The 24,490-nt window shown below is 71.0% G+C and carries 24 protein-coding genes; 15 read left to right on the top strand and 9 right to left on the bottom strand.

Annotated elements, in window-relative coordinates; translation table 11 throughout:
• The first annotated feature begins 179 nt into the window (after positions 1 to 179).
• The 5 genes from ACFFRH_RS05420 (at position 180) to ACFFRH_RS05400 (ending at position 4,021) form a co-directional block, all read left to right on the top strand.
• Positions 180 to 959, top strand: coding sequence for a phosphatase (locus tag ACFFRH_RS05420; RefSeq protein WP_344747354.1), 780 nt, complete (start codon positions 180 to 182; stop codon positions 957 to 959).
• Positions 960 to 1,281: 322 nt separating this feature from the next.
• Positions 1,282 to 1,485, top strand: a complete 204-nt coding sequence (locus ACFFRH_RS05415) for a helix-turn-helix domain-containing protein (protein WP_012887307.1) — start codon at positions 1,282 to 1,284, stop codon at positions 1,483 to 1,485.
• Between the two features lie 306 nt (positions 1,486 to 1,791).
• Entirely contained in the window at positions 1,792 to 1,890 is a 99-nt protein-coding gene (locus ACFFRH_RS05410; RefSeq protein WP_018654693.1) for a 30S ribosomal protein bS22, read from the top strand.
• 20 nt (positions 1,891 to 1,910) lie between these two features.
• Positions 1,911 to 2,936 (top strand): NAD-dependent epimerase/dehydratase family protein, encoded by a 1,026-nt coding sequence (locus ACFFRH_RS05405; protein WP_344747353.1) that lies wholly within the window; start codon positions 1,911 to 1,913, stop codon positions 2,934 to 2,936.
• Entirely contained in the window at positions 2,933 to 4,021 is a 1,089-nt protein-coding gene (locus ACFFRH_RS05400; RefSeq protein WP_344747352.1) for a lysophospholipid acyltransferase family protein, read from the top strand. Before ACFFRH_RS05405 ends, ACFFRH_RS05400 begins: the two co-directional genes overlap by 4 nt.
• 108 nt (positions 4,022 to 4,129) lie before the next feature.
• On the opposite strand, the gene ACFFRH_RS05395 is transcribed toward ACFFRH_RS05400, so the two are convergent.
• The 3 genes from ACFFRH_RS05395 to ACFFRH_RS05385 form a co-directional block, all read right to left on the bottom strand.
• Positions 4,130 to 5,029 carry an HAD family hydrolase gene (locus ACFFRH_RS05395; RefSeq protein ID WP_386154648.1) on the bottom strand — a complete coding sequence of 300 codons (900 nt, stop codon included), beginning with the start codon at positions 5,027 to 5,029 and terminating at the stop codon, positions 4,130 to 4,132.
• A gap of 188 nt (positions 5,030 to 5,217) precedes the next feature.
• Positions 5,218 to 5,907, bottom strand: coding sequence for a DUF5667 domain-containing protein (locus ACFFRH_RS05390; protein ID WP_344747351.1), 690 nt, complete (start codon positions 5,905 to 5,907; stop codon positions 5,218 to 5,220).
• 272 nt (positions 5,908 to 6,179) lie between these two features.
• On the bottom strand, positions 6,180 to 6,824 hold the full coding sequence (locus ACFFRH_RS05385; protein WP_386154645.1) for a sigma-70 family RNA polymerase sigma factor: 645 nt from the start codon (positions 6,822 to 6,824) through the stop codon (positions 6,180 to 6,182).
• A gap of 421 nt (positions 6,825 to 7,245) precedes the next feature.
• On the opposite strand from ACFFRH_RS05385, the gene ACFFRH_RS05380 reads away from it, so the two are divergent.
• Entirely contained in the window at positions 7,246 to 8,916 is a 1,671-nt protein-coding gene (locus ACFFRH_RS05380; RefSeq protein ID WP_344747349.1) for a putative quinol monooxygenase, read from the top strand.
• 180 nt (positions 8,917 to 9,096) lie between these two features.
• Here ACFFRH_RS05380 and ACFFRH_RS05375 read toward each other — a convergent pair whose 3' ends face one another.
• The gene (locus ACFFRH_RS05375) at positions 9,097 to 9,354 is read right to left on the bottom strand and encodes a glutaredoxin family protein (protein WP_344747348.1); all 258 of its coding nucleotides are present in this window, start codon (positions 9,352 to 9,354) and stop codon (positions 9,097 to 9,099) included.
• A 294-nt stretch (positions 9,355 to 9,648) separates the two neighbouring features.
• Between ACFFRH_RS05375 and ACFFRH_RS05370 the strand changes: the two genes are divergently transcribed.
• From ACFFRH_RS05370 to ACFFRH_RS05345, 6 genes are all read left to right on the top strand, one after another.
• Positions 9,649 to 10,356 carry a redox-sensing transcriptional repressor Rex gene (locus tag ACFFRH_RS05370; protein ID WP_344747347.1) on the top strand — a complete coding sequence of 236 codons (708 nt, stop codon included), beginning with the start codon at positions 9,649 to 9,651 and terminating at the stop codon, positions 10,354 to 10,356.
• A 79-nt stretch (positions 10,357 to 10,435) separates the two neighbouring features.
• On the top strand, positions 10,436 to 11,776 hold the full coding sequence (locus tag ACFFRH_RS05365; protein WP_344747346.1) for a glutamyl-tRNA reductase: 1,341 nt from the start codon (positions 10,436 to 10,438) through the stop codon (positions 11,774 to 11,776).
• Positions 11,773 to 12,693 carry a hydroxymethylbilane synthase gene (hemC, locus tag ACFFRH_RS05360; RefSeq protein ID WP_344747345.1) on the top strand — a complete coding sequence of 307 codons (921 nt, stop codon included), beginning with the start codon at positions 11,773 to 11,775 and terminating at the stop codon, positions 12,691 to 12,693. Before ACFFRH_RS05365 ends, hemC begins: the two co-directional genes overlap by 4 nt.
• On the top strand, positions 12,690 to 14,270 hold the full coding sequence (locus ACFFRH_RS05355; protein ID WP_344747344.1) for a bifunctional uroporphyrinogen-III C-methyltransferase/uroporphyrinogen-III synthase: 1,581 nt from the start codon (positions 12,690 to 12,692) through the stop codon (positions 14,268 to 14,270). Before hemC ends, ACFFRH_RS05355 begins: the two co-directional genes overlap by 4 nt.
• A 379-nt stretch (positions 14,271 to 14,649) precedes the next feature.
• Positions 14,650 to 15,636: a porphobilinogen synthase gene (gene hemB / locus ACFFRH_RS05350; protein ID WP_344747343.1), complete on the top strand. Its 987-nt coding sequence runs from the start codon at positions 14,650 to 14,652 to the stop codon at positions 15,634 to 15,636.
• 192 nt (positions 15,637 to 15,828) lie between these two features.
• Positions 15,829 to 16,470, top strand: coding sequence for a bifunctional DNA primase/polymerase (locus ACFFRH_RS05345; protein WP_344747342.1), 642 nt, complete (start codon positions 15,829 to 15,831; stop codon positions 16,468 to 16,470).
• Positions 16,471 to 16,619: 149 nt separating this feature from the next.
• On the opposite strand, the gene ACFFRH_RS05340 is transcribed toward ACFFRH_RS05345, so the two are convergent.
• From ACFFRH_RS05340 to ACFFRH_RS05330, 3 genes are read right to left on the bottom strand one after another with little or no spacing between them, the layout of a single operon-like run.
• The gene (locus tag ACFFRH_RS05340; RefSeq protein ID WP_344747341.1) at positions 16,620 to 17,261 is read right to left on the bottom strand and encodes a response regulator transcription factor; all 642 of its coding nucleotides are present in this window, start codon (positions 17,259 to 17,261) and stop codon (positions 16,620 to 16,622) included.
• A complete protein-coding gene (locus ACFFRH_RS05335; RefSeq protein ID WP_344747340.1) occupies positions 17,258 to 19,333 on the bottom strand; it encodes a sensor histidine kinase in 2,076 nt (691 codons plus the stop codon). The genes ACFFRH_RS05340 and ACFFRH_RS05335 overlap by 4 nt, the downstream gene beginning before the upstream one ends.
• Positions 19,330 to 20,571 (bottom strand): sensor histidine kinase, encoded by a 1,242-nt coding sequence (locus tag ACFFRH_RS05330; RefSeq protein ID WP_344747339.1) that lies wholly within the window; start codon positions 20,569 to 20,571, stop codon positions 19,330 to 19,332. Before ACFFRH_RS05330 ends, ACFFRH_RS05335 begins: the two co-directional genes overlap by 4 nt.
• A gap of 120 nt (positions 20,572 to 20,691) precedes the next feature.
• Here ACFFRH_RS05330 and hemL point away from each other — a divergent pair, with 120 nt between their 5' ends.
• Positions 20,692 to 21,990 carry a glutamate-1-semialdehyde 2,1-aminomutase gene (gene hemL, locus ACFFRH_RS05325; protein ID WP_344747338.1) on the top strand — a complete coding sequence of 433 codons (1,299 nt, stop codon included), beginning with the start codon at positions 20,692 to 20,694 and terminating at the stop codon, positions 21,988 to 21,990.
• Here the strand turns inward: hemL and ACFFRH_RS05320 are convergent.
• Together ACFFRH_RS05320 and ACFFRH_RS05315 are read right to left on the bottom strand one after the other, a co-directional pair.
• Positions 21,987 to 22,793 carry an ATP-binding protein gene (locus ACFFRH_RS05320; RefSeq protein WP_344747366.1) on the bottom strand — a complete coding sequence of 269 codons (807 nt, stop codon included), beginning with the start codon at positions 22,791 to 22,793 and terminating at the stop codon, positions 21,987 to 21,989. The genes hemL and ACFFRH_RS05320 overlap by 4 nt on opposite strands.
• 62 nt (positions 22,794 to 22,855) lie before the next feature.
• On the bottom strand, positions 22,856 to 23,143 hold the full coding sequence (locus tag ACFFRH_RS05315; RefSeq protein WP_386154636.1) for a hypothetical protein: 288 nt from the start codon (positions 23,141 to 23,143) through the stop codon (positions 22,856 to 22,858).
• A 244-nt stretch (positions 23,144 to 23,387) separates the two neighbouring features.
• Here ACFFRH_RS05315 and ACFFRH_RS05310 point away from each other — a divergent pair, with 244 nt between their 5' ends.
• A complete protein-coding gene (locus ACFFRH_RS05310) occupies positions 23,388 to 24,245 on the top strand; it encodes a helix-turn-helix domain-containing protein (protein ID WP_344747336.1) in 858 nt (285 codons plus the stop codon).
• Positions 24,238 to 24,441 (top strand): DUF397 domain-containing protein, encoded by a 204-nt coding sequence (locus tag ACFFRH_RS05305; protein WP_344747334.1) that lies wholly within the window; start codon positions 24,238 to 24,240, stop codon positions 24,439 to 24,441. The genes ACFFRH_RS05310 and ACFFRH_RS05305 overlap by 8 nt, the downstream gene beginning before the upstream one ends.
• Positions 24,442 to 24,490: the final 49 nt, after the last annotated feature.

The raw sequence follows: 24,490 nt of genomic DNA, 5'->3' as shown, positions 1-24,490 counted from the left end.
GGTGAACTGGACCGAGGAACGAAACAGCGAGGAACGAGCGGATGAGTGACGAGGGAAGTCACCGGATTCCAGCACCCGAGCCGCGACGCGAGGCGTCGCGTTTGGCGGTGGACGAGCGGATGAGTGACGAGGGAAGCCACCGGATCTCAGCACCCGAGCCGCGACGCGAGGCGTCGCCGATGACCCGCGCTGAGCTTCGTGAGCACCTGGTCCGTACCCGGATCGCCGGTGACGTGGCGACCAGCCGGGAGAACAACCTGGACCACTACCGGTCGCTTTCCAACCGCGATCCGCACTACATGTTCGGGTTGACCATGGACGGAGCCTGGTCCTACCGGGACGTGCTGGAGCTGATGGCCAAGTCCGCGGGGGTCGTGGCCGATCCCGGTCACCGGGAGGGACAGGACACCATCGACCCCGACCGCACGATCGAGGCGGTCGAGAAGATGGGCGACACGATCGCGGGGGTGCTCCGGGGGGAGAGTCCCAAGATCCTGATCGCCACCGGGCACCCCACCGGCCTGCTCACCATCCACATGGCCGTGGGCCGGATGCTCAGGGCGCGCGGCGTGACCCTGATGGCCCCGGCCGAGGGCTGGTCGTACTGGGGCAGCGGGTTCGGCCGCAGGCGCAAGATCCGCTATCTGGACGACGTCGCGATGCTCGACGACAAGGGTGCCTTCGTGCACACCCACGACCCCGCCCCGATGCGCGCCATGATCGCCGAGCTGGACGCGGACCGTCCCGATCTGGTGATCGCCGACCACGGCTGGGCCGGGGCGGCGGGCGAGGCGGGCATCCTCACGGTCGGGTTCGCCGACAGCAACGACCCCGCCCTCTTCGTCGGCGAGGCCGAGGGCAAGATCGCGGTCACCGTCCCCCTCGATGACAACGTGCTACCGAGGTATTACGAACCGCTGACGAACCACCTGGTCGAGAGGGTCGTGCGAGCCCTCTGAGACGGGGGATGCGCAAATTAGGACATCCCTATACGGGCATTTCGCGCCTGCATTCCACGCAGCTCGCCGACCGTTTGCCAACTTTTTGGCGATTGTGGGCGACTCTAATGGGAGACAGTTGGTCCGTTCCAAGATCAATGCGAGGGGCACGGTCCGGCTGCTGGCCAGCGATTTCAGCTGTTTCGCTGACGTGGGACTCCGGAGGCTGAGAAAATAGGGGGTTTGCGTGACAGGGGTCCCGACTTACGCTGACGGCAGTACACGTGCGTGAGCAATGGCACCAGTGGGGATAACCCGGATACACGTGCGGAAGAGGCGTCCGATGGGTGCAGGCGAAAGACCTCTCAGTGAGGTGAAGTTCCTGACGGTGGCAGAAGTGGCCACTGTCATGAGGGTGTCCAAGATGACTGTGTACCGACTCGTGCATTCGGGCGAGCTGCCGGCCATCCGGGTCGGTCGATCCTTCCGGGTGCCGGAGCAGGCGGTCCACGATTATCTGAGGGATGCCTACATCGAGGCAGGTTGAGGCAGGGATGGGCTCGACGCGTCGAGCCGAGCGGCCGGGGGGAACGATCCGGCCGTGAGGTGAGCCAGACGCGCCGGGCGTTCGTGGTCCTGCTCCTTCCGGTCTGACCGGGGCACAATTTCCGGTTTGACCGTTGGGGGGCCGGCCCCTGTCTCGTCGGGGTAGCGACGTGGTCGCCACGTCGTGAGTTCATGCGCCCGGGGTCCCCCCAGGGGCGATCTACCGTGGATCGCCGGTAGTCTGTTGTGCCGGTGTGCTCTCGCGCACCGGTTCGACATTCTCGGCTACCAGCTACCTGGGGGTCCCGTGGGCTCTGTGATCAAGAAGCGCCGTAAGCGCATGGCGAAGAAGAAGCACCGCAAGCTTCTCAAGAAGACCCGCATCCAGCGGCGTAACAAGAAGTAGCGCGGATCTGCGAGGCGCCGATGACCCACACCGTGCTTGTCACCGGGGTCTCGCGCCACATCGGCGCCCGAGTGGCGAGCGTTCTCGCGGATGACCCGGACGTCGACCGGGTCATCGGAGTGGATACGGTGCCGCCGCCCTCGCTCTCACGTGATGGCGGCGTACCTCTCGGCCGGACGGAGTTCGTCCGCGTCGACCTGCGCAGCCCCGACATCGCCCAGGTGATCGCGGCCGCCGACATCGACACAGTCGTTCACATGAGTCTGGTGAGCGCTCCTCCCAGGAGCGGCGGCCGCGCGCTCATGAAGGAGCACAACGTCATCGGCACCATGCAACTGCTCGGTGCCTGTCAGCGGTCCGCGACGGTCCGCCGGGTCGTCATGCGCTCGACCACCGCCGTCTACGGTTCCTCCCCGCACGACCCCGCGGTCTTCACCGAGGACGCCGAGCCGGGAGAGCCGCCGAGCCGTGGCTACGCCAAGGACGCCTCCGAGGTGGAGGGCTATGTCCGGGGCTTCGCCAGGCGGCGCCGCGACGTGACCGTGTCGACGCTCAGGTTCGCCAACTTCATGGGACCCGGGGTCGACTCACCGCTGACGCGTTACTTCACCCAGCCCGTCCTGCCGACCGTGCTCGGGTTCGACCCGCGGCTGCAGTTCGTCCACGAGGACGACGCGGTCGAGGTGCTGCGGCGGATGGCGATGGAGGACCACCCCGGCACGTTCAACGTGGCCGGAGACGGCGTGCTGCTCCTGTCGCAGTGCGCGCGCAGGGCGGGCCTGCTCCCGATGCCCGTCCCCTCTCCCGTCTTCCGCTTCATGGGCGACCTCGCCCGGAGCGCGGGACTCGTCGGATTCTCCCCCGAGCAGCTCCGCCTGATGTGCCACGGCCGCGTGGTCGACGGCACCGCGCTGTCCACCGCGCTCGGCCGGAGGCCGAAGTTCTCCACCGCGGCCGCCTTCGAGGACTTCATCCGCGCGCGTGACCTGGCCGGGGGCCTTCCCGCCGCCCTGATGGACCTGGTGTCGCGGCCGGTGACCGGATGAGCGAGAGGGCCGCGGGGAGCGAGGACGCCGAGGTGATTCCCATCACCAGGGCCCGCGCCTCCCGCGAACACCTCCCCGGCACGTCCGACGCCTCTCCCGGCGCGCCCGGTGGTCCCTTCCCGGAGACGTCCGGCACGTCCGGAGACCCCCTCCCGGAGACGTCCGGCTTCTCGGAGGAGTCCGGTGGGCCCGACCCCGACGCCGGGTGGCCTTTCCCCGGGCCGCCGGCCGGTGAGAAAGGCGACGATCACCGGCTGGCCGGGCTGCTCGCCTTCCTGCGCCGCCGGGTGACCGGAGCCTACGAGGTCGACGAGTTCGGGTTCGACCCGGAGCTCACCGACAGGGTGCTGCTGGAGCTGATCCGCCCGCTGTACCGCCACTGGTTCCGTACCGAGACCGTGGGCGTGCACAACGTGCCCGGCGACTCCGGAGCCCTGATCGTGGCCAACCACTCCGGCACCCTCCCGCTCGACGGGCTCATGCTGCAGGTGGCCCTGTACGACGACCACCCCGCACGTCGCGCGCTCCGCCTTCTGGGGGCCGACCTGGTCTACCGGCTCCCGGTGCTCGGCCACCTGTCCCGCAAGACCGGCCACACCCTCGCCTGCCGCGAGGACGCCGACCGGCTGCTCCGTAAGGGCGAGGTCGTCGGCGTCTTCCCCGAGGGTTTCAAGGGGGTCGGCAAGCCGTTCTCCGACCGCTACCGGCTGCAGCGCTTCGGCCGGGGCGGCTTCGTCGCCTCCGCCATCCGCGCGGGCGTGCCGATCGTGCCCTGCGCCATCGTGGGCGCGGAGGAGATCTACCCCAAGATCGGTGACCTGCGGATCCTGGCCAGGGTGCTCGGTCTGCCCTACCTGCCGGTCACGCCGCTGTTCCCCTGGCTCGGGCCCCTCGGGCTGGTCCCGCTCCCGTCCAAGTGGATGATCGGCTTCGGCGAGCCGATCCGCACCGACGAGCTCGACCCCGCCGACGCCGACGACCCCATGCTGGTCTTCAACCTCACCGACCAGGTCAGGGAGGTCGTCCAGCAGCAGCTCGACGAGCTCCGCCTCAGGCGCGGCCACGCCTTCCCGCCCTTTTTCTAGGGCTTTCCAGGGCTTTCTCCAGAGCTTCGAGGCTTCTCGCGGTCCTTCGGCGTACCGCGAGAAGGGCCGGAGGAGCATTGAGAGTGCCGGGGGCACTGAGAGCGGGGGTCAGCGGCCGGAGCGGTAGTGGCGGCGCAGGGCGACGGCGGCGGCGATGCCGCCCGCGACGGCTCCGGCACCCGCCGCGATGGGCAGGCCGATCATGGTCGCCTTGCGCCCCGTACGGAAGTCCTTGATGTCCCAGCTGTTCTGCCGGGCGAACTCGCGCAGCTCGGCGTCCGGGTTGATCGCGGTGGCGCGGCCGACGAGGGAGAGCAGGGGCAGGTCGTTGGCCGAGTCGCTGTAGGCGGAGCAGCGGGACAGGTCGAGCCCCTCCCTGCGGGCCAGGGCCCTGACGGCCTCCGCCTTGGCGGGGCCGTGGAGCAGGTCGCCGACCAGACGGCCGGTGTAGACGCCGTTCTCGGTCTCGGCGACGGTGCCGAGCGCGCCGGTGAGGCCGAGGCGCTGGGCGATCACCCGGGCCAGCTCCACCGGGGTCGCGGTGACCAGCCAGACCCGCTGGCCCGCGTCGAGGTGTGCCTGCGCGATGGCGCGGGTGCCCGCCCAGATGCGGTCCGCCATCACCTCGTCGTAGATCTCCTCACCGAGCCGGACGATCTCCTCGACCTTGTTGCCCGCGACGAACGCCAGCGCCGTCTCCCTGGCCTCGTCGATGTGCGCGGGGTTCTCGTCGCCGCGGATCCGGAAGACCACCTGGCCGATCGCGAACCTGAACAGATCCTTGCTGGTGAACAGGCCCCTGGAGGCGAGGCCGCGGGCGAAGTGGTAGATGGAGGCGCCGCGCATCATGGTGTTGTCGACGTCGAAGAAGGCGGCGGCCACCAGGTCGGGCTCGGCCATCGGCATCGCCACGGCGGCCGCGGCGGCGACCTCGCCCGCCGCGACCTCCCCGACCGTCGCCCGCCTGGCCGTCTCCGCTTCGTCCCGCCGTCGTAGTAGCCGCCTCATAGCACCTCAGCTTAACCGGGGCGGGGGGATGAGATCGGTAACGTTGGTATGAGTCGGATGTGACGTCTTGGTGTCGTACGCCATCCCGCGAGCCCGGCGGGGCCGGGGTTCTGGTCCGTTGTCGCGGTCCAGGGCGGGAGGGCGGCCCGGCGGTTCGAGGCGGCGGGAGGAGTCCCGTACCGGACCGGTCACCCGGGTGGGGCCAGGCCCTCGATGTAGTTGAGGTAGACGTGGGCCTTGCGCTGGTTCTCCGCGCCCATCTTGGGGATCATCCCGGCGATCTGGGTGCGCTGTTTCTGGACGAAGCGCTTGAGCTCCTTGGCGCTCGCCGAGTCGCGGCGCCGCATCTGCCGCAGCGAGGTCACCGCGGAGCGCGTGGTGTCCGCCATGGCCTGGAGGGTCTCCCCGATCACCTCCTCGCGCTCTCCTTCCCCCTCGCCCTCGCCCTCGCCGGAGCCCAGGAGTTCCTTGACCTCGCGGGCGCGGGTCTCGGCGTAGCCGAAGGAGCGGTCGGCCCGCTCGGCGTCGTCGCTGCTCAGGTGGAACAGCGTCCTCTCGGCGGCGCGCTTGAGCGGGTAGAAGGTGTCACCGGGCATCGACCGGTAGGTCCACATGCCGGATGCCACCATCGCGGCCACCATGGCGATGCTCAGCAACCGCGGGAGCAGCCCCGGCCGGGACCTCCGGCGGGAGTGGCGGGGGCCCGCAGGTCGCTGCTCGGGGACGTCCTCCCCGGGAGGTGACTGCGTGAGCTGCTCGCGGAGCCTGGCGTTGAACTCGGGTCTGGGGGTGGCCGTCATGCGGGCGCCGAGCCGTGACACGCGGTCCTGAATGCGCGCCTGCGACCTCCGCGAGAATCCGGGCAGCCACTTCCCCATGAACGCTCCCTGCCGCCCCCAGCTCATGATCCATCGGTGTCACTTGCCTAACGACGACTCGGCACGGCAGGTTACGCGCTTCGCCACATCGGCATGGGAACATTGTTTCGGGCATGGCGGCCGCGGCCGGGAGCCGGCGGACCGAGGGCGGCCGACGCCGCAGGTCCCGGTGGGGGCGGAAGGCGGCCGACGTCGCAGGTCCCGGTGAGGTCCGAGGGCGGCCGACGCCGCCGGTCTCAGCTGAGGTCCGAGGGCGGCCGACGCCGCCGGTCTCAGCTGAGGTCCGAGGGCAGCGCGCGGGCCAGGGCGCGGATCGCGCGAAACTGGAGCGCCTTGATGGCGCCGCTCTTCTTGCCCATGATGAGCGCGGTCTCCGCCAGCGACATGCCGTGCAGGAAGCGCAGCACCACGCACTCCTGCTGCTCGGGGCCGAGGTCGCGGACGGCGGTGAGCACCCGGTCGCTGATCATCGCGGTGACGACGGCGTTCTCCGGGATGTGCGGGCCGTCGAGCGGCGTGTCGATCACCTCGGCCGTCGTGACCTCAAGGCGGTACCTGCCGGACTTGAAGTGATCGGTGATCAGGTTCCTCGCGATGGTCACGAGCCAGGCCCCGAAATCACGCCCTTGCCACGTGAAGTCCGTGATCCGGCGGAGCGCGCGGAGAAAGGTCTCGCTCGTGAGATCCTCGGCCAGCGGGTGTGAGCCGACCCGGAAGTAGACGTAGCGATACACCAGGGTGAGGTAACGATCATAGAGCGTGCCAAAAGCATCCGTGTCTCCGGTTTTGGCACGCAAAACGAGCCTCCGGAGTTCTTCGGAGGCATCCTCACGCACGGTGAGGTCACTACTGCGGACGGGCTGGGCTACCCCGGCTGTCGTGGGGAGGGGCCCGGCGAGCGGCCACGTTTCAGGCATCCGGTATCCCTGAGGGGAGGGGGTACGGCGTGCTCGATCACTCTAGAAATGAACGGGTAATTCCACAATCCACTTTGAAGCGTCGTGACTGGGGGTAATCGCCAGATACGGTGTGGGGTCGGTTGTTTCAGACCGGCGCCGGGAGCCAACCGAGGGTTCGGCTACCGGTTGGGGGGTAATGTCCGGCAGCATTGGAGACACCATGGAAGTCCTCGTCGCTGTCATCGCCTTCGCCGGTGCATTGCTCGCAGCCATCGCCACCGGTGCTCTCGTCACTCGCCTCCGCAGTGAGCCCAAGGGCTGGCTGATCGCCTGGAGCATCACGACGGCGTCTCTCTCCGTTTCACTCGGAGTAATCGCCACCGGTTATTTGATCGGATTCGGGACAGGCACGTTCCGTATTTATCAACTGACCGGATCCATGCTGGCGCCCCTGTGGCTCGCCGTCGGGGTCATCCAGTTGCTGGCCCGAAAGAGCACGGCCAAGTTCTCCTCCTGGCTCCTGGGGATCGCCCTCACCGTCATCGCCACGGTGATCCTGGCGGTCGACCCGGTCCTGCAGGAGAAGGACTTCTCCAAGGTCCTCCCGCTGGGCAGTCACCACTGGAACCTGCCCCCCGCCTTCCTGCTCGTGGCCGTCCATGTGATCGTCGTGCTCGTGCTGCTGGGCGGGCTGCTGCTCGCGGTCCTCCGCTGGCGCGGCGGCGACGACTACGACGCCGACAACATGCACGCCCTCCTGGTGCTCGGCCCCACCGGCCTCGCCCTCGTCGGGGCCGTCAGCTTCGCGGTGCCCGGCATGTTCACCGCGCTGCTGCTCTTCGTCACCGCCGCCGCGGTCTGGTACGCCATGCTGCGCCCGCTCGCGCCCTACGAGGACGACGACGAGGACGCCGCCGACGGGGACGACGAGTGGGAGGACAGCCCCCCGCGACCGCGTCGCCCCGAGTACCAGCCCCGCGACGTGCAGGTCGCCGGACGCCGCGTGACCCAGGAGGGTCCCCCCGCGCGTGCCCTGGCCGAGGAGACGCCCCGACGTTCAGGTCTCGGTGACCTCGTGGCCGAGTACCGGGCGGGTGAGCAGGACGTCGACTACGCTGCGCGCATGCGGCAGCAGCAACCCCCACCCCCCGACGACAGGTTCGGCGGCCCCGCCACGGGGATGTTCATGGCGGGCGAGTACGGCATGCCGCCCGCCGACCAGCCGCCCGGCGGTGACCCCGGCAGGCGCGGCGGCGACCCCGGCAGGCAGCCGCCGCCGGTCACCGGCCAGTTCGGCATGCAGGGCGTGCCCGGCCCCGCGACCGGTGAGTACAACATCCCGGCCCACGAGTTCGGCAGGCACGGCGCCCCGGGGTCCGGCAGGCCGCCGGGCCCGGGACCGGGCACCGGCGAGTTCGGCCGGACGGGAGGCACGGGGGAGTTCGGCAGACCGGCGGGACCCGGCACCGGTGAGTTCGGCAGGTCCGGTGAGTTCGGCAGGCCCGCGGGGCCGGGCACCGGCGAGTTCGGCATGCCGGGCGTACCCGGTCCCGGCAGGTCGGGCAGCCTCCAGCCGATGCCCGCCGACCAGGCCTTCGGCGGCGCGCCCTCCCCGGGCTCCGAGCAGGGGCGCGGAGGCTCCCGGGGCTACGACCGGGGAGGCCCCCAGGGCTACGACCAGGCGTTCGGCTCCGCCCCCTCGACCGGCGCCATGTATCCGGGCGGGCCGGGGATGCCGGGCGGGGCCGGTGATCCGCTGGGCGGCTCGAACCGTCCCTCGCCGAGCATCTTCGGCCTGCTGACCGTCTTCACCCTGCTCGACGGCACCGGCGAGAGGTTCGACCGGCTCGCGGACGAGACCGTCGAGGCGGTGCGCCGCTCCGAGCCGGACACGCTCGTCTACACCTGCCACTCGGTGAAGTCGGCGCCCCTCCAGCGCATCGTCTACGAGCTCTACCGGGACGAGGTCGCCTACGGCGACCACCAGCGCCAGCCCCACACCCAGCGCTTCGTCACCGAGCGCCAGGCGATGGTGCTCGCCACCAATGTGATCGAACTCACGGTGAACGCCGCGAAGGTGATGCCGCTCCCGACCGCCTTCAGGCCGTGAGCGCGGCGCGGGTGGCCTCGGGTGGCCACCCGTGAGGCAGCCACGGGCGGGGACGTCCTCAGGCGTCGAGCGCGGACGAGGACGTACTCAGGCGTCGGGCACGGACGGAGAGCGTCCTCAGGCGCCGGGCACGGACCGGGGCGTCCTCAGGCGTCGCGGGGCAAGGGGCGGGAAGCGTCCTCAGGCGCCGGGAGCGCCGAGGGCGGCGCGCAGGCGGTTCTCGTCGACGCGCCAGAAGTCGTGCTGCACCCCGTCGACGAGGGTGACCGGGATCATCTCCCAGTAGCGGGCCTGGTCCTCCTCGGAGGCCGTGATGTCGCGCTCCTCCCACGGGACGCCGAGGTCCGCGGCGACCCGCTCGATCACCGCCCGCGCGTCGTCGCACAGGTGGCAACCGGGTCTGCCGAGCAGGGTGATGCGATGGTCTCGCGGTGACATGACCGCCACGGTAGCCGAATCGCGGCGACGCGCCGGTCCTCGCGGCGAGGGGCGAAGATCCGGTCCGACGGCCGGAAAGGCCCGGTGGCGACGGGGCTCGCACCCGACGAAGGCGCAGGTCCAGGGCCTGGTGAGGGGGCCGGACGACGGACCGGCGGGGGGCGCGGCCAAGATTGTGAACACTCACTTTGTGCACCGGTTCACAAAAGGACTAACCTGAATGACAGTGGTTTCACCTCGTCATCCGTCGCGTCCGGGCCGCGCCGGCCGCCTGTCCCCCTGGAGTTCCGGCACGTGATCCGCCGTCTGTCCCAAGCCCGCGAACGCGGCATCCCCGAGGCGACCGTCGCCCGGCTGCCGCTCTATCTGCGAGCGCTGAACGGCATGGCCGAGCGTGGCCTGGCGACCGTGAGCTCGGAGGATCTCGCCGTCGCGGCGGGCGTCAACTCGGCCAAGCTCCGCAAGGATCTCTCCCACCTGGGGTCGTACGGCACCCGCGGGGTCGGTTACGACGTCGAATACCTCATCTACCAGATCTCCCGCGAGCTGGGTCTCACCCAGGACTGGGCCGTCGCCATCGTCGGAGTGGGTAACCTCGGGCGTGCGCTCGCCAACTACGGCGGGTTCGTCTCCCGCGGGTTCAGGGTCGCGGCGCTGCTCGACGCCGACCCCGAGGTGGTGGGCGATCACATCGCGGGATTGAATGTGGAGCACATCGACGAGTTGGAAGCCGTGATAAGGCGGCGGGGAGTGTCGATCGTGGTGCTCGCGACACCGGCCGTGGCGGCCCAGCAGGTGGCCGACCGGGTCGTCGCCGCGGGAGTCACCAGCATCCTGAACTTCGCCCCCGTCGTCCTTTCCGTGCCGGAAGGCGTGGATATACGTAAGGTCGACCTGTCGATTGAATTGCAGATCCTGGCGTTCCACGAGCAACGCAAGGCGGATCGGATGAGTGGGGGGCCCGCGATGGCCGAGGAGTGGCCCGAGGCGGTGGACTTGTGAAGAGGCACGGCGCACGAGCCGACGGGCACGCTGACGGGCACGGCATCTCCCACGGCGACCGGAAGGCGGGAGAGGGCCGATGAGCGTTCTCGTCGTCGGCCTGAGCCACCGGACGGCACCGGTGGCCCTGCTGGAGCGGGTCTCCGTCTCCGGTGACTCGCTGGTGAAGCTGCTCCAGGACATCCAGCAGGACGTCCACGTCGCCGAGACCATGGTCGTCTCGACGTGCAACCGGGTCGAGATCTACGCCGAGGTCGACCGGTTCCACGCCGCGGTGGCCTCGCTCTCCCGGCTGCTCAGCACCCACTCCGGCGTTCCCATGGAGCAGCTGGCCTCCCACCTCTACGTGCACTACGAGGACCGCGCCGTCGAGCACCTGTTCTCGGTCGGCTCCGGCCTCGACTCGATGGTCGTGGGAGAGGGGCAGATCCTCGGCCAGGTGCGCTCGGCGCTCAGGCTCGCCCAGGAGGAGGGCACCCTCGGCCCGACGCTCAACGAGCTCGTCCAGCAGTCACTGCGGGTGGGCAAGCGCTCGCACACCGAGACCGGCATCGACCGGGCGGGCGCCTCCCTCGTCGGGGTGGGGCTCACCCTCGCCGAGCGCGCCCTCGGCCCCCTCCTGGGGAAGCGGGCCCTGGTGGTGGGCGCGGGCTCGATGAGCGCCCTGTCGGCCGCGACCCTGCAGCGGGCGGGCGTCACCGACATCGTGGTGGTCAACCGGACCCACGACCGCGCCGTACGGCTGGCGCAGACGGTCGGCGGCAGGGCCGCCGGGTTCGGCGACCTGGCGGCCGAGCTGGCGGAGGCCGACCTGGTCATCTCCTGCACCGGCGCCACCGACGTGGTCATCACGGCCGACATGGTGACCCCCCGCGAGACGTTCCTGCTGGACCTGGCCCTGCCGCACGACATCGACCCCGCCGTACGGCGGCTGCCCGGGGTGACGCTGGTCGACCTGGAGTCCATGCAGGAGGGCGAGGCCGACGCCGGCACCGACGACGGCGGCCGCGCCGAGGCGGTCACCGCCGTGCGCGGCATCGTGGCCGAGGAGGTCACCGCCTACCTGTCGGCCGAGCGCGCGGCGCGCGTCACGCCGACCGTGGTGGCGCTGCGGAGCAAGGCGGCCCAGGTGGTCGAGGCGGAGCTCGGGCGGCTCGTCGCACGGGTTCCCGATCTTGAGGGGCGCGTCAGGGACGAGGTCGGCCAGACCGTCAGGCGCGTGGTCGACAAGCTGCTCCACGAGCCCACCGTGCGTGTGAAGCAGCTGGCGGAGTCCCCGGCAGGTGATCATTACGCCGAAGCGCTGCGTGAGCTGTTCAATCTTGACCCGAAGGTGCCCGAAGCGGTGAGGCGCGTCGAGACGATCGACGCCGAGCCGGGTAAGAACACCGAGCCGAGCAAGAAGGAGGCAGGCCTGTGAGCAGCGTTTCTCCTCCGCTCCGGCTGGGGACCAGGCGGAGCGTCATGGCGACGACGCAGTCGGGCCTGGTCGCCGCTCGCCTCACCGAGCTGACCGGCGCGGCCGTCGAGCTGGTCGGCGTCACCACCTTCGGCGACGTGACCAAGGCCGACCTCACCCAGCTCGGCGGTACGGGGGTCTTCGTCAGCGCCCTGCGCGACAAGCTGATCGAGGGCGAGATCGACCTCGCGGTGCACTCGCTGAAGGACCTGCCCACCACGCCCGACCCTCGCGTGGTCATCGCGGCGATCCCGCCGCGCGACGACCCCAGGGACGCCCTGGTGAGCGTCGCCAAGCTGGCCGACCTGCCGCCCGGGGCGAAGATCGGCACGGGCTCCCCGCGCCGGATCGCCCAGCTCCGGATGATCCGTCCTGATCTTGACTACGTGCCGATCCGCGGCAACGCCGACACCCGTATCGGCAAGGTGACCTCCGGCCAGCTGCAGGGCGTCGTGCTCGCCGCGGCCGGGCTCGGCCGTCTGGGCCGCGACTCCGAGATCTCCCAGATCTTCGAGGTCGAGGAGATGCTGCCCGCCCCCGGCCAGGGAGCGCTGGCCGTGGAGTGCCGCTCCGACCGTTCCGAGCTGGCCGAGCTGCTGAGCGTGCTCGACGACGCCCGCACCCGGGCCGCGGTCACCGCCGAGCGCGCGGTGCTCAACGCCCTGGAGGCGGGGTGCGCCGCCCCGGTGGGCGCGTACTCCGCCGAGAACGGGCCTGATCTGATCCTTACCGCCGCCGTCGTCGCCGTCGACGGCAGGCGCGCGGTGCGCAAGTCCACCGCCGGAAGCCCTTCCGCGCCCATGGATCTCGGCCGCGACCTCGCGGCCGAGATGATCGCGGAAGGGGCCGGCACGTTGATAGGGGAGCGAGCACATTGAGCTCCGGAAGTACCACCTTCGAGCGCCCGTCCGGGTTCGTCGCCTTCGTCGGCGCCGGTCCCGGGGATGAGGGCCTGCTCACGCTGCGTGGCGCCGACCTGCTTTCCAAGGCGGACGTCGTCATCCTCGACCGGGAGGCGTACGGCCCGCTGTTGCGCCACTGCCGCGAGGGCGTCGAGATCGTCGACGTGGCCGAGGACGGCGCCGTCTCACTGAAGGCCGTCAAGACCGCCAAGGGCGGCAGCGGCGTCGTGCGGCTGTGCGCGGGCGACCCGATGTTCTTCTCCTCGATCACCGAGGAGGTCGCGGCCTGCGCCAAGGCGGAGGTGGACTTCGAGATCGTGCCCGGCGTGCCGCCGGCGACGGCGGTGCTCACCTACGCGGGGATCCCCGCCGCCGTGTCGGTGCCCGAGTTCCGGGTCGTGGACGCGACCCAGATCGACGACTGGTCCGCGTACGCCACCGGGGCGGGCACCCTGGTGATCTACAACGGCGTCGCCGAGGCCGTCCCGATCGGCAAGGCGCTGATCTCGGCGGGCCGTCCCGACTCGACGCCCGTGGCGGTGAGCAGCGCGGGTACCACCACCGAGCAGCACACCGTGGTGACCACGCTGGGCAGGCTCGCGCCCGACCTCAAGCACGCGGGGATGACCGAGCCCGCGCTGATCGTGGTCGGCGAGGCCGTCGGCATGCGCGACCGGCTGTCGTGGTTCGAGACCAAGCCGCTGTTCGGCTGGCGGGTGCTCGTGCCCAGGACCAAGGAGCAGTCGGCCAGCCTGGTCGAGCAGCTTCGCTCCTACGGCGCGGTGCCAGAGGAGGTCCCCACGATCTCCGTCGAGCCGCCGCGCACCCCGCAGCAGATGGACCGCGCGATCAAGGGCCTGGTCACCGGACGCTACGAGTGGGTCGCCTTCACCAGCGCGAACGCGGTCAAGGCCGTGCGCGAGAAGTTCGAGGAGTACGGCCTGGACGCCCGCGCGTTCGCCGGGCTCAAGGTCGCGGCCGTGGGCGACAGCACGGCGCGGGCGCTGGTGAGCTTCGGCGTCAAGCCCGACCTGATGCCGTCCGGCGAGCAGTCGTCGGAGGGCCTGCTGGCCGAGTGGCCCCCGTACGACTCGATGCTCGACCCGATCAACCGGGTGCTGCTGCCCCGCGCCGACATCGCGACCGAGACGCTCGTGGCCGGGCTGACCGAGCTGGGCTGGGAGTGCGACGACGTGACCGCCTACCGGACCGTCCGCGCCGCGCCGCCGCCCGCCCCGACCCGCGAGGCCATCAAGGGCGGCGGGTTCGACGCGGTGCTGTTCACCTCGTCGAGCACCGTCCGCAACCTGGTGGGCATCGCGGGCAAGCCGCACAACGTCACGGTCATCGCGGTGATCGGCCCGCAGACCGCCAAGACCGCCGAGGAGTTCGGGCTGCGCGTCGACGTGATGGCCGACAAGCCCTCGGCTTCCGCCCTCGCGGCGGCGCTGGCGGAGTATGGTGCCAAGCAGCGTCATGCCGCCGTCGTGGCGGGGGACACCCCCCGCAGGCCCTCGCAGACCCGGCGAGGGGCCCGGCGCCGCGCGAAGTAACCTTGAGACGCGCCGAGTAACCTTGGAAGTGGCACCCGCCCGCGCACGACGGGCGGGCAGGCCGCGTTCGACGGCCCCGGGCGAGCGCCGCGGGGCGTGATCGTCGCCGCGAGGGTCGGCTTCGCGGCCGGCACCGTGTCGCGCCGAGAGGATCGGCGTCGCGTGGCGCTGGAAGGATCGGCGTCGCGTCACGCCGAGAGGGCCGGTGTCGCGTCACGTCGAGAGGATCGGTGTCGTCTCGCGCCGAGAGGATCGGCGTCGCGGCCGGCGCCGCGTCACGTCGATCGGCACCGCGCCGCGCCGAGCGGCGAGCCAGGAACACACACCGAGCTCCTCCGGCCCGCGGATCCCCTACCGGCCGGGGAGAGGGGGAGACAGCATGACGGCCCAGTTCCCTGTCGCGCGACCGCGCAGGCTCCGTCGTACGGCACCGATGCGCAGGATGGTGGCCGGGACCCGGCTGCACCCGGCGGAGCTGGTGCTGCCGATGTTCGTGAAGGAGGGCATCACCGAGCCGAACCCGATCGGCTCGATGCCCGGGGTGTTCCAGCACACCCGCGACTCGCTGCGCAAGGCCGCCCACGAGGCCGCCGAGGCCGGGGTCGGCGGACTGATCCTGTTCGGCGTCCCCGCGGTGAAGGACGGCCGGGGATCGGCCGCCGACGACCCGGAGGGGATCGTCCAGCTCGCCGTCGCCGACCTGGTCGCCGACGTGGGCGACACGCTGGTGGTGATGACCGACACCTGCCTGGACGAGTTCACCGACCACGGGCACTGCGGCATCCTCACCCCGGAGGGGGAGGTCGACAACGACGCCACCCTGGAGCGCTACGCCGCCTCGGCGGTGGCCCAGGCGCGGGCCGGGTCGCAGGTCATCGCGCCGAGCGGCATGATGGACGGCCAGGTCGCGGCGATCAGGGCGGCCCTGGACGGCGACGGCTTCGAGCAGATCCCGATCCTCGCGTACTCGGCCAAGTACGCCTCGGCGTTCTACGGCCCGTTCCGCGAGGCGGCCGAGTGCGCTCCCCGGTTCGGCGACCGCAACGCCTACCAGCAGGACGCGGCGGGACCGGTCGGCGAGGCGCTGCGCGAGGTGCGGCTGGACCTCGACGAGGGCGCCGACGCCGTCATGGTCAAGCCCGCGCTGGCCTACCTCGACATCCTGCGTCAGGTGCGCGACGCCGTGGACGTCCCGGTGGCGGCGTACCAGGTCAGCGGCGAGTACGCGATGGTCGAGGCCGCGGCGGCGAACGGCTGGATCGACCGGGACCGGGTGATCATGGAGTCGCTGGTCGCGATCCGCAGGGCCGGGGCCGACATGATCCTCACCTACTGGGCGACCGAGGTGGCCGCGAAACTGAGATGAGACCGGCGGCACGTGCCGAGAACTGGAGGTTCGTCGCTTGGTGGAGAAGCGTGTGCGTTAGAGTGCGATAACCGGTGCGGATGTGTCCCAGGTGGCGTAGACCCTGGGTATTTGACGTTCTTCACTGACCAGAGTGGGACAGGTCGATCGCATCCGGGTGGCACGCGGGATGCGCGGACGACGGAGGACACAATGGTCGGGGTACCGATGGTTCGTCGAAGTAGACGGCATGCTCATCCGAAGCAGATGATCAACTCCGTGCTGGAGTACGCCGCCCTCGGCTGGGCGAGCTGTCCCGGCGCGAGGCCGCTGAAGGGCGGTTCGCGCTCCTGTTCCTGCGACCGGGTCGGCTGTCCCGACCCGGGAGCCCACCCGCTCTCGCGGGCCTGGCAGATGCAGGCCACCACCGACCCCACCCTGCTCACCAACTGGTGGCGCTACGAGCCCGAGGCGAACGTGGTCCTGCCCACGGGGCGGGTGTTCGACGTCTTCGACGTACCGCTCGCCGCGGGGCGCACCACCCTCGCGAACATGGACTCCGCCGGAGCCACCTCGGGCCCGGTCGCCGTCAACGGCGACCGGGCCCTGTTCTATGTGGCCACCAGGAACGCCTCCGACGACGAGGACGAGTGGTGGACCTGCGCCCTCGACTTCGGCCCGTCCACCATCGACGAGATGCCCGGCCTGCGCTGGCACTGCCGCGACAGCTACGTCCTCGCCCCGCCCTCGCTGCTGCCGACCGGCGGGACCGGCTCGTGGCTGCGTCCGCCCGACGGGCGCCCGCTGCCCGACCCGCTCCGCGTCCTCGACTGGCTCGCCGACACCTGCGAGTGAGCCGTCCCGGCCGTGTCCAGGGGCGTCCCGGCCGTGTCGGGGGGAACGCCACTCCTCGCGAGCGGCCGGTCCTGGAGCCGGGGTCACCTGGAGCAGCTCAGAGCCGGTCACCGGGAGTCGCCCGGAGTCGACGGAACGCCATCCGTCCGTTACGAGGAGCCGCCCAGGCCGGCCTCGCGGGCCCGGACGATCGCCTGGGCGCGGTCGGCCACCTGGAGCTTCATGAAGATGTTGGAGACGTGGTTGCGCACGGTCTTGCCCGACAGGAAGAGGATCCCGGCGATCTCGCCGTTGCCCCGGCCTTGGGCGACCAGTTCGAGCACCTCCCGCTCCCGCTCGGTGAGTTCGGGGAAGGCGGCCCGTGACGGATCGGGCATGCCGGTGAAGTAGGCCAGGACACGGCGGGCGATCTCGGGGCCGTAGATGGCCTCCCCGGCGGCGACGGCACGCACGGCGCGGCCGATCTCCTCGGCGCCGGCCTCCTTGAGCAGGTAGCCGCGCGCCCCGGCGCGCATGGCGGCGAACACCGAGTCGTCGTCGCGGAACATGGTCAGCACCAGCACCCCGATCCGCGGGCTGGTCCTGATGATCGTCCTGGTCGACTCGATGCCGTTGCCGCCGGGCATCTGCAGATCCATCACGACCACGTCGGGCTGGAGCTCGGCGGCCAGCGCCACGGCCTCACGGCCGCCGGACGCCTCCCCGACGACCTCGATGTCCATGGCCGCGAGCAGGCCGCGGAGACCCTGCCGGAAGATCGGGTGGTCGTCCACGATCAGCACGGTGATCACTTGGTCTCCTCCACCGGCAACCTCGCGGTCACCTCCGTACCGCCGCCCGGCCCGCGGCCGATCACGCACGAGCCTCCCACCTCGGCGGCCCGCTCGCGCATCGAGGTCAGCCCGACGCCCACGACCGGCTCCTGCGGCAGGCCGATCCCGTCGTCGGTGACCTCCACGCGCAGCTCGCCCGGCAGGCGGCGCAGCCGGATGAGGATGGTGGCCGCGCCCGCGTGCCGCCGGGCGTTGGTGAGCGCCTCCTGGGCGATGCGGTAGGCGGCGACCTCGACGGCCGCGGGCAGGTCGCCCAGCGGGCCGTCCGCCGTCACCGCCGTCTCCCCCGCGGTGGCCCGCAGCGCGCCCTCCAGGCCCAGGTCGTCCAGCGCGGGCGGGCGCAGGCCGTACACCAGCTCGCGGACCGACGCGATCGTGGCGATCATCTCCTCGCGGATCTGGACCAGCAGTTTCTCCGCGGCCCGAGGGTCGGTGCCGAGGTGCCTGCGCGCCCTGTCGAGGGTGAACGTGACGTTGGTCAGCGCCGGGCCGAGCCCGTCGTGCAGTTCCCTGCCCAGCCTGCGGCGCTCCTCGTCGCGGGTGGACCGGATGCGCTCCCGGGAGCGGTGCAGGTCGGCGGTGAGCCGTACGGCGTGCGCCAGCTCGGCGAGGTGCCTGGCGAGCACCGCCATCGGCTCGCGGCCGGGCCGGACCCCCGACACGAGCAGGGTGCCGACCCGCTCCGCGTGCCAGAACAACGGCACCTCCCGCGCCCCGGGCCGCGGCTCCCCGTACGTGAACACGCGCTCCGCCCCCGCCCGGCCGGCGCGGACCTCGACGCCGACCCCGGTGGCTCCCAGCGCCTCCCGGATCACGGCCACTGCCTCGTCGAGGGCCGCCGCAGGGTCCCGCGCCCCCTGTCCGGTACGGCCCAGCAGGCCGACGACCCGGTAGGGGTCGCGCTCGACGGCGAACACCCGGTCCACCATCCCCTGCAGGCGGAGCCGCAACGGGTGGAAGACCCCGCCCACGGCCAGCGCCGCGACCGGCCCGACGCCCTGGCCCAGGTCGCTGGCGAGGGCGCCGGCCATCCAGATCAGCCCGAAGTAGACCCCTCCGGTGACCGCGACGAGGGAGCCGTAGACCAGCGCGCGGTTGAGCACGACGTCGATGCCGTAGAGGCGGTAGCGCAACACCGCCGCGATGATCGACAGGGGCAACCCGGCCATGAAGACGGTCTCAAGGGCCATCAGCAGCCAGGAACCGGTCGCCACCCTGGCGATCCAGAAGGCCAGGTACGTCGCGAGCGCGCCCACATACCAGGCGATCTGGCGCCGTAGCTCGATGTCGCCCGCCCGGTAACGGAAGGCCAGCGACAGCACGCCGAGCGCGGTGAGCACCATCATCGGGCCGCCGATGTACGACTCCACGGCCGGTGAGGTCTCGCGCAGCGCCTCGACGCCGAAGGGGTTCGGGATCGGGAGCTGGCTCTCGAACCCTGGATCGGGGGCGAGGCCGAGGAACAGCGAGTGCCCGACCATGAGGAGCAGGTTGGCGTACAGGACCGGCCGCCAGCGCCGGGAGGGCAGCCGGCCGTCGGGGAACAGCAGCGGCAGCAGCGAGATGAACACGGGAACGTGCCACAACCACAGCCACAGCGCCAGCCACGCGAGGTAGGGGGTGATCCCTCCGGGGTCGGTGAGGTAGAGCCAGTGGGCGCCGCTGTAGGCCAGGTAGTAGAGACCGCCGACGATCCCGCAGGCCCACAGCAGCCAGGGGACGAGCAGTCCCGGCCGGCGGGTGATGAGGAACGCGCCGGCGGCCGGGAACAGGACGACGGTCGGGTCCAGGGTGATGAAGCGTTCGGTCCAGGTCGAGGCGCTCAGCTCGGCCAGCCGGATCGCCAGGAGGTTGCACGCGGGCGCCAGCACCACGCCGGTCCAGACGAGGACGGCGAGCGCCGCTCTTCGGCGGCCTTCCACGGCGTTTCCGTGCGCGGGGGTCGTGGGGGGCTTGGGGGTGGGCGAGGTGGTCGTGTCCGCGTTCATGGGAGTCACGTTCATGGTGTCCGCGTTCACCGGGGAGGTCATGCCGTCTCCGTTCCGAGGGGGAGCCTGGCGACGACCTCCGTGCCGCCGCCGGGACGCGGCCCGATCGTGCACGAGCCGCCCGCCTCGGCCGCCCGCTCGCGCATGGAGAGCAGGCCCACGCCGCCGCGGACCCGTTCCGGCAGGCCGATCCCGTCGTCGGCGACCGAGAGTCGCAGCTCGGCCCCGGTGACCGCGAGTCCGGCGTGCCCCTCTCCTGGCCGGACCACCTCGACCCGTACCAGGGCGGTGGTGGCCTGGGCGTGGCGGCGGACGTTGGTGAGCGCCTCCTGGGCGATCCGGTAGGCCGCCACCTCTACCGCCGGCGGGATGTCGCCCAGCGGGCCGGCCGGCGCGACGTCCACCCGCGGCCCCGGCGCGTCGGCCAGCGAGCGCAGCGCGTCGGCCAGGCCGAGATGGTTCAGCGCGGGCGGGCGCAGGCCGTATATCAGGTCCCTGACGTCGATGATCGCGGTGCCCATCTGGTCGCGTACGCGGACCAGCAGTTCCTCCACGGCCTCGGGGTCCCGCTCCAGCCGGAGCCTGGCCTCGTCCACGGTCATCGCCAGGCTGGCCAGCGTCGGCCCCAGCCCGTCGTGCAGGTCGCGGCGGAGCCTGCGCCGCTCCTCCTCCCGGCTGGTGAGGATGTGCTCCCTGGAGCGTCGCAGGTCGGCGGTGAGCCGTACGGCGTGCGCCAGCTCGGCCAGGTGCCTGGCCAGCACGTTCAGCAGGTCCGGTGAGGGGGAGGGGCCGCTGCTGAGCAGCCGCCCGACCGGTTCGCCGTGCCAGACCAGCGGGGTCTCGACCGGCCGTTCCCCGAGCTCGCCGTCCCGTACGGTCCCGCCGTGCGCCTCGACGGCCACGCCGTCGGCGCGGAGGGCCTGGCGGACCAGCATCGCGGCGGTGGCCAGCCCCTCGGCGGGATCGACGGCCTCCTGCAGGGTGCGGCTCAGCCGGTCGGCCACCCGGTAGGGGTCGCGCTCGACCCGCAGCAGCCGGTCCACCGCCCGCTGTAGGCGGAGCCGCGCCGGGTGGAAGACCGCGCCCACGGCGAGTGCCGCGACGAGTCCGGCCAACGGGTCCTGGCCGCCGGACAGCGTGCCGGTCAGCCAGGTCAGGCCGGAGTAGAGGCCGCCGGCGATCACCGCCAGGGAGCCGTAGACCAGGGCGCGGTTGAGCACGGCGTGAACGCCGGGCGGCTGGGCTTCCGGCCGCCCGGCAGGGGGTGTCGTCACTGCCATGCTCGAAGGATCCCTCATGGGATGTCCCGCTGTCCCGGGGCGGATGTCCCGTTCCGGGAGGACAGGGTGTGCTCGGGCGGGGCGGCGGAGGCCCGTCCTCGGGTGACTACCCTTGAGGGCGTGAGCCGTACTGAGAACTCCGAGGCCCTGTTCGCCCGCGCACGCGAGATCGTCCCCGGGGGCGTCAACTCCCCGGTCCGAGCCTTCGGCGCCGTCGGCGGGACGCCGCGCTTCATGACCTCGGGGCAGGGTCCCTACATCACCGACGTCGACGGCAACCGCTACGTCGACCTGGTCTGCTCGTGGGGGCCGATGATCCTCGGCCACCGGCACCCCGCCGTGATCGAGGCCCTGCAGGAGGCGCTGCGCGACGGCACCTCGTTCGGCACGGCGACCCCCGGCGAGGTCGAGCTCGCCGAGGAGATCGTCGATCGGGTGGAGCCGGTGGAGAAGGTCCGCCTGGTCAGCTCCGGTACCGAGGCGACCATGTCCGCCGTGCGGCTGGCCCGCGGGTTCACCGGCCGGTCCAAGATCGTGAAGTTCGCGGGCTGCTACCACGGCCACGTCGACGCCCTCCTCGCCTCGGCCGGTTCCGGAGTGGTGACCTTCGGCCTGCCCGACACCCCCGGCGTGACCGGCGCCTCGGCCGCCGACACCGTGGTGCTGCCGTACAACTCGGTCGAGGCGGTCACGGAGGCCTTCCAGACCTTCGGCTCCGACATCGCGTGTGTGATCACCGAGGCGTGCCCGGCCAACATGGGCGTCGTCCCGCCGCTCGACGGGTTCAACGCCACGCTGCGCGAGCTGTGCACCGCGCACGGCGCGCTGCTGATCGTCGACGAGGTGCTCACCGGTTTCCGGGTGTCGGAGTCCGGCTGGTACGGGCTCGACCCGGTCGACGCCGACCTCATGACCTTCGGCAAGGTCATGGGCGGCGGCCTGCCCGCCGCCGCGTTCGGCGGGCGCGCCGACGTGATGGCCCACCTCGCGCCGGAGGGGCCGGTCTACCAGGCGGGCACCCTGTCGGGAAACCCGCTGGCCTGCGCGGCCGGTCTGGCGACCCTGCGCGCCTGCGACGAGGGGGTCTACGACCGGGTCGACGCCGCCGCGCTGGTCATCGGCCGCGCCGCCGCCGACGCCCTGTCCGCGGCCGGGGTGCCGCACCGCCTGCAGCGCGCCGGGAGCCTGTTCTCCATCTTCTTCACCGACGAGCGGGTCACCGACTTCGCCACCGCCCAGAAGCAGGACACCGCCGCCTACCGGGCGTTCTTCCACGCGATGCTCGACCAGGGGATCTACCTGCCGCCGTCGGCGTACGAGGCGTGGTTCCTGTCCTCCGCCCATGACGACGAGGCCCTCTCCCGCATCGCCGAGGCTCTTCCGGTCGCGGCGAAGGCCGCCGCGCAGGCTTCCGTTTAGCGGGGCGGTTCGTTCGCGTTTCGCCGGGTGTCTGGCCGGGTGGGCGCTGGGGGCCGAGTGAGTTCGCGCTCCGGTGGGTGGGTGCTCCGGGCGGCCGTCGTTGGTGGCGGCTCCGGTGCGTCAGGCCTCCGGCCTGGCGGGCGCGCTGGTCGCGGATTCTTGTAAGCCGCCCGGAACACCCACCCACCTCCGCGCACTTCCTGTCTCGTCGTGTCCGGTGCGGACCGTAGTCGCTTCCTCGCGGGCCGCCCATGGGGCTCTTCGACGCTGAAGCGATTCGTACGGGGTCGTTCGGGGTGGTTCGCCGTAGCTGAAGCGCCGGTGCGGAAAGGGGCGCAGGGGGCGCTCGCCGGGGGCTCGCTCGCCGTGCGAGGCTCATGGGGTTCTGTCGAGGAGTACGTCGTTTGCCGACAGATGGAACCAGACGGCGGTGCCCGCCTCGGTGTCCTGGTGGACGCCCATCCGGTGGCTATGGCTTCCACCAGGAGCAGCCCGCGTCCGCCGTCGCTGTCGGGTCCGGCCGCGCGGACGAACGGCAGGCTGGTCGCCGAACCGTCGTCGATCACCTCGGCGTGCACCATGTCGGCGCCCAGCCCCAGGCAGACGGTTACCGACCCTCCGGCCGTGCGCCCGGAGTCGGAGTGGACGACGGCGTTCGTCACGACCTCGCTGAGCAGCAGCACCACATCGTCGAGAGCGGCGGTGGCGATTCTCCCGTTCAGGAGGTGCCGTGCCCAGGTGCGTACGGTCGCGACCGAGCCGGGGGTCCCCGCGAACTCGGCGTGCCCCAGCGGGTGCAGCACGGCCCAGCGTTCCGAGGCCGTCCGCTGCCGCTCGTACCGACAGGCCGCCTGCTTGTACGCGTTCACGCGATCGCCGCCGAGACAATGACGTCGGCCGCGTTGTCAGCCTCGGCCCACACCGCTTCGCCGGGCCGCCACATCCTGGCCCACCACGGTCGCCAGACGAACATCCACCCGCAGGCGCGGCGTACGACGGTGATGCGGACGCGGGTCTCGCCCTCGGACATGACCTCTAGGATCGGCTGCCCCACCTGTGGCAGCACCAGCGAGGTGCACAAGCCCAGGACTCGCAGGTTCCAGCCGAGTCGTACCAGGTGAGTGAACTGCTCTTGCGGATCGTGTGTGCTCATGGTGCCGACCTCCTGCTGCGGAGTCGTTCCGCGTGGCGAATGCTGGACAGATGCGCCCATCCGGATGGCGTACAGGGAGCTGTCTTGCGGCGTTTCGATGCTCACTTTCAGTTATCGATGGCAACGTAAAGTGATGACCTCGCCATGATGGGTTCGGTCGGTGCAGCCTGTCAATGCACTGTGCAGTTTCAAATTAATCTGTGTATCCGAGACGGCTTCGTGGTCACTCCGTCACACTGAGCGCATGTCACCGACCTACAGCCCCACTGTCCGGCTTCGGCGTCTTGCCCGCGAACTGCGCAAGATGCGCGAAGAGAGCGGCCTGGGGCCCGAGGATGCCGCAGCTCGGCTCGGATGGAGCCGTAGCAAGGTGAGCCGTATCGAAACAGGCCGTACTCGTGCGAGTGCCACCGATGTGGCCGCTGTCTGCGATCTTTACGGCGCCGATTCACCAACCCGCGCCGGATTGATACAGCTTGCGAAGGAGGTCCGCCAAAGAGGCTGGTGGACCGCTTATGCCGATGTGTTCACCGGCTCCTACATCGGCTTGGAAGACGAAGCCACTTCGATCCACCAATGGGAGGTGCAACTCATCCCAGGCCTTCTACAGACCGAGGACTACGCCCGCGTGGTGATCGGCGCCGGAAGACCCGGATCATATGACGGCGAAGACATTCATCGGCGGGTCATGGCCCGCATGGCACGACGCACACTGCTCAGCCGACCCGACGCACCGGAACTCCACGCGGTAATGGACGAAGGCGTCATCCGCCGCCCCATCGGAAGTCCTGCGCTGATGCGCGACCAACTGGAAGCGATACTGATCGCTGCACGACGTTCCAACGTGACGATTCGTGTCCTTCCCTACAGCGTCGGGGCACACGCTGGACTGGAAGGGGCGTTCACCGTCCTGTCCTTCGCGGAAGAGGTCGATCCCGCCGTCGCCTACGTCGAAGGCACGGCCGGTGACGTCTATATCGAGAGCTCAGATCAGGTAGATCGCTATAAAATGACATTCGCACGCATCTGCGATGCGGCTCTGTCCCCGGAGGCATCCATGGGACTGATCACCGAGGCGAAGGAACAGTTATCCCATGACTGATCTGACGAACGCCCTCTGGCACAAGAGCAGCCTGAGCGGCAGCGGCAACAACTGCGTCGAAGTCGCTTCCCTCTCGAACTCGATCGCCGTCCGCGACTCCAAGGATCCCAGCGGCGCCACGCTCGTCTTCTCGCCGAGTGACTGGGCTGCTTTCCTCGGCTGCCTGAAGACTGGGGACTTCGACACGCGCCCCTGACCGCGAGACCGGCGGGAGGGAATCTCCAGTTGTAAGGGAGGAGAACACC

Source organism: Streptosporangium vulgare (assembly GCF_042428775.1).
Lineage (GTDB): Bacteria > Actinomycetota > Actinomycetes > Streptosporangiales > Streptosporangiaceae > Streptosporangium > Streptosporangium vulgare.
This window is presented reverse-complemented; position numbering and strand designations above follow the sequence as displayed.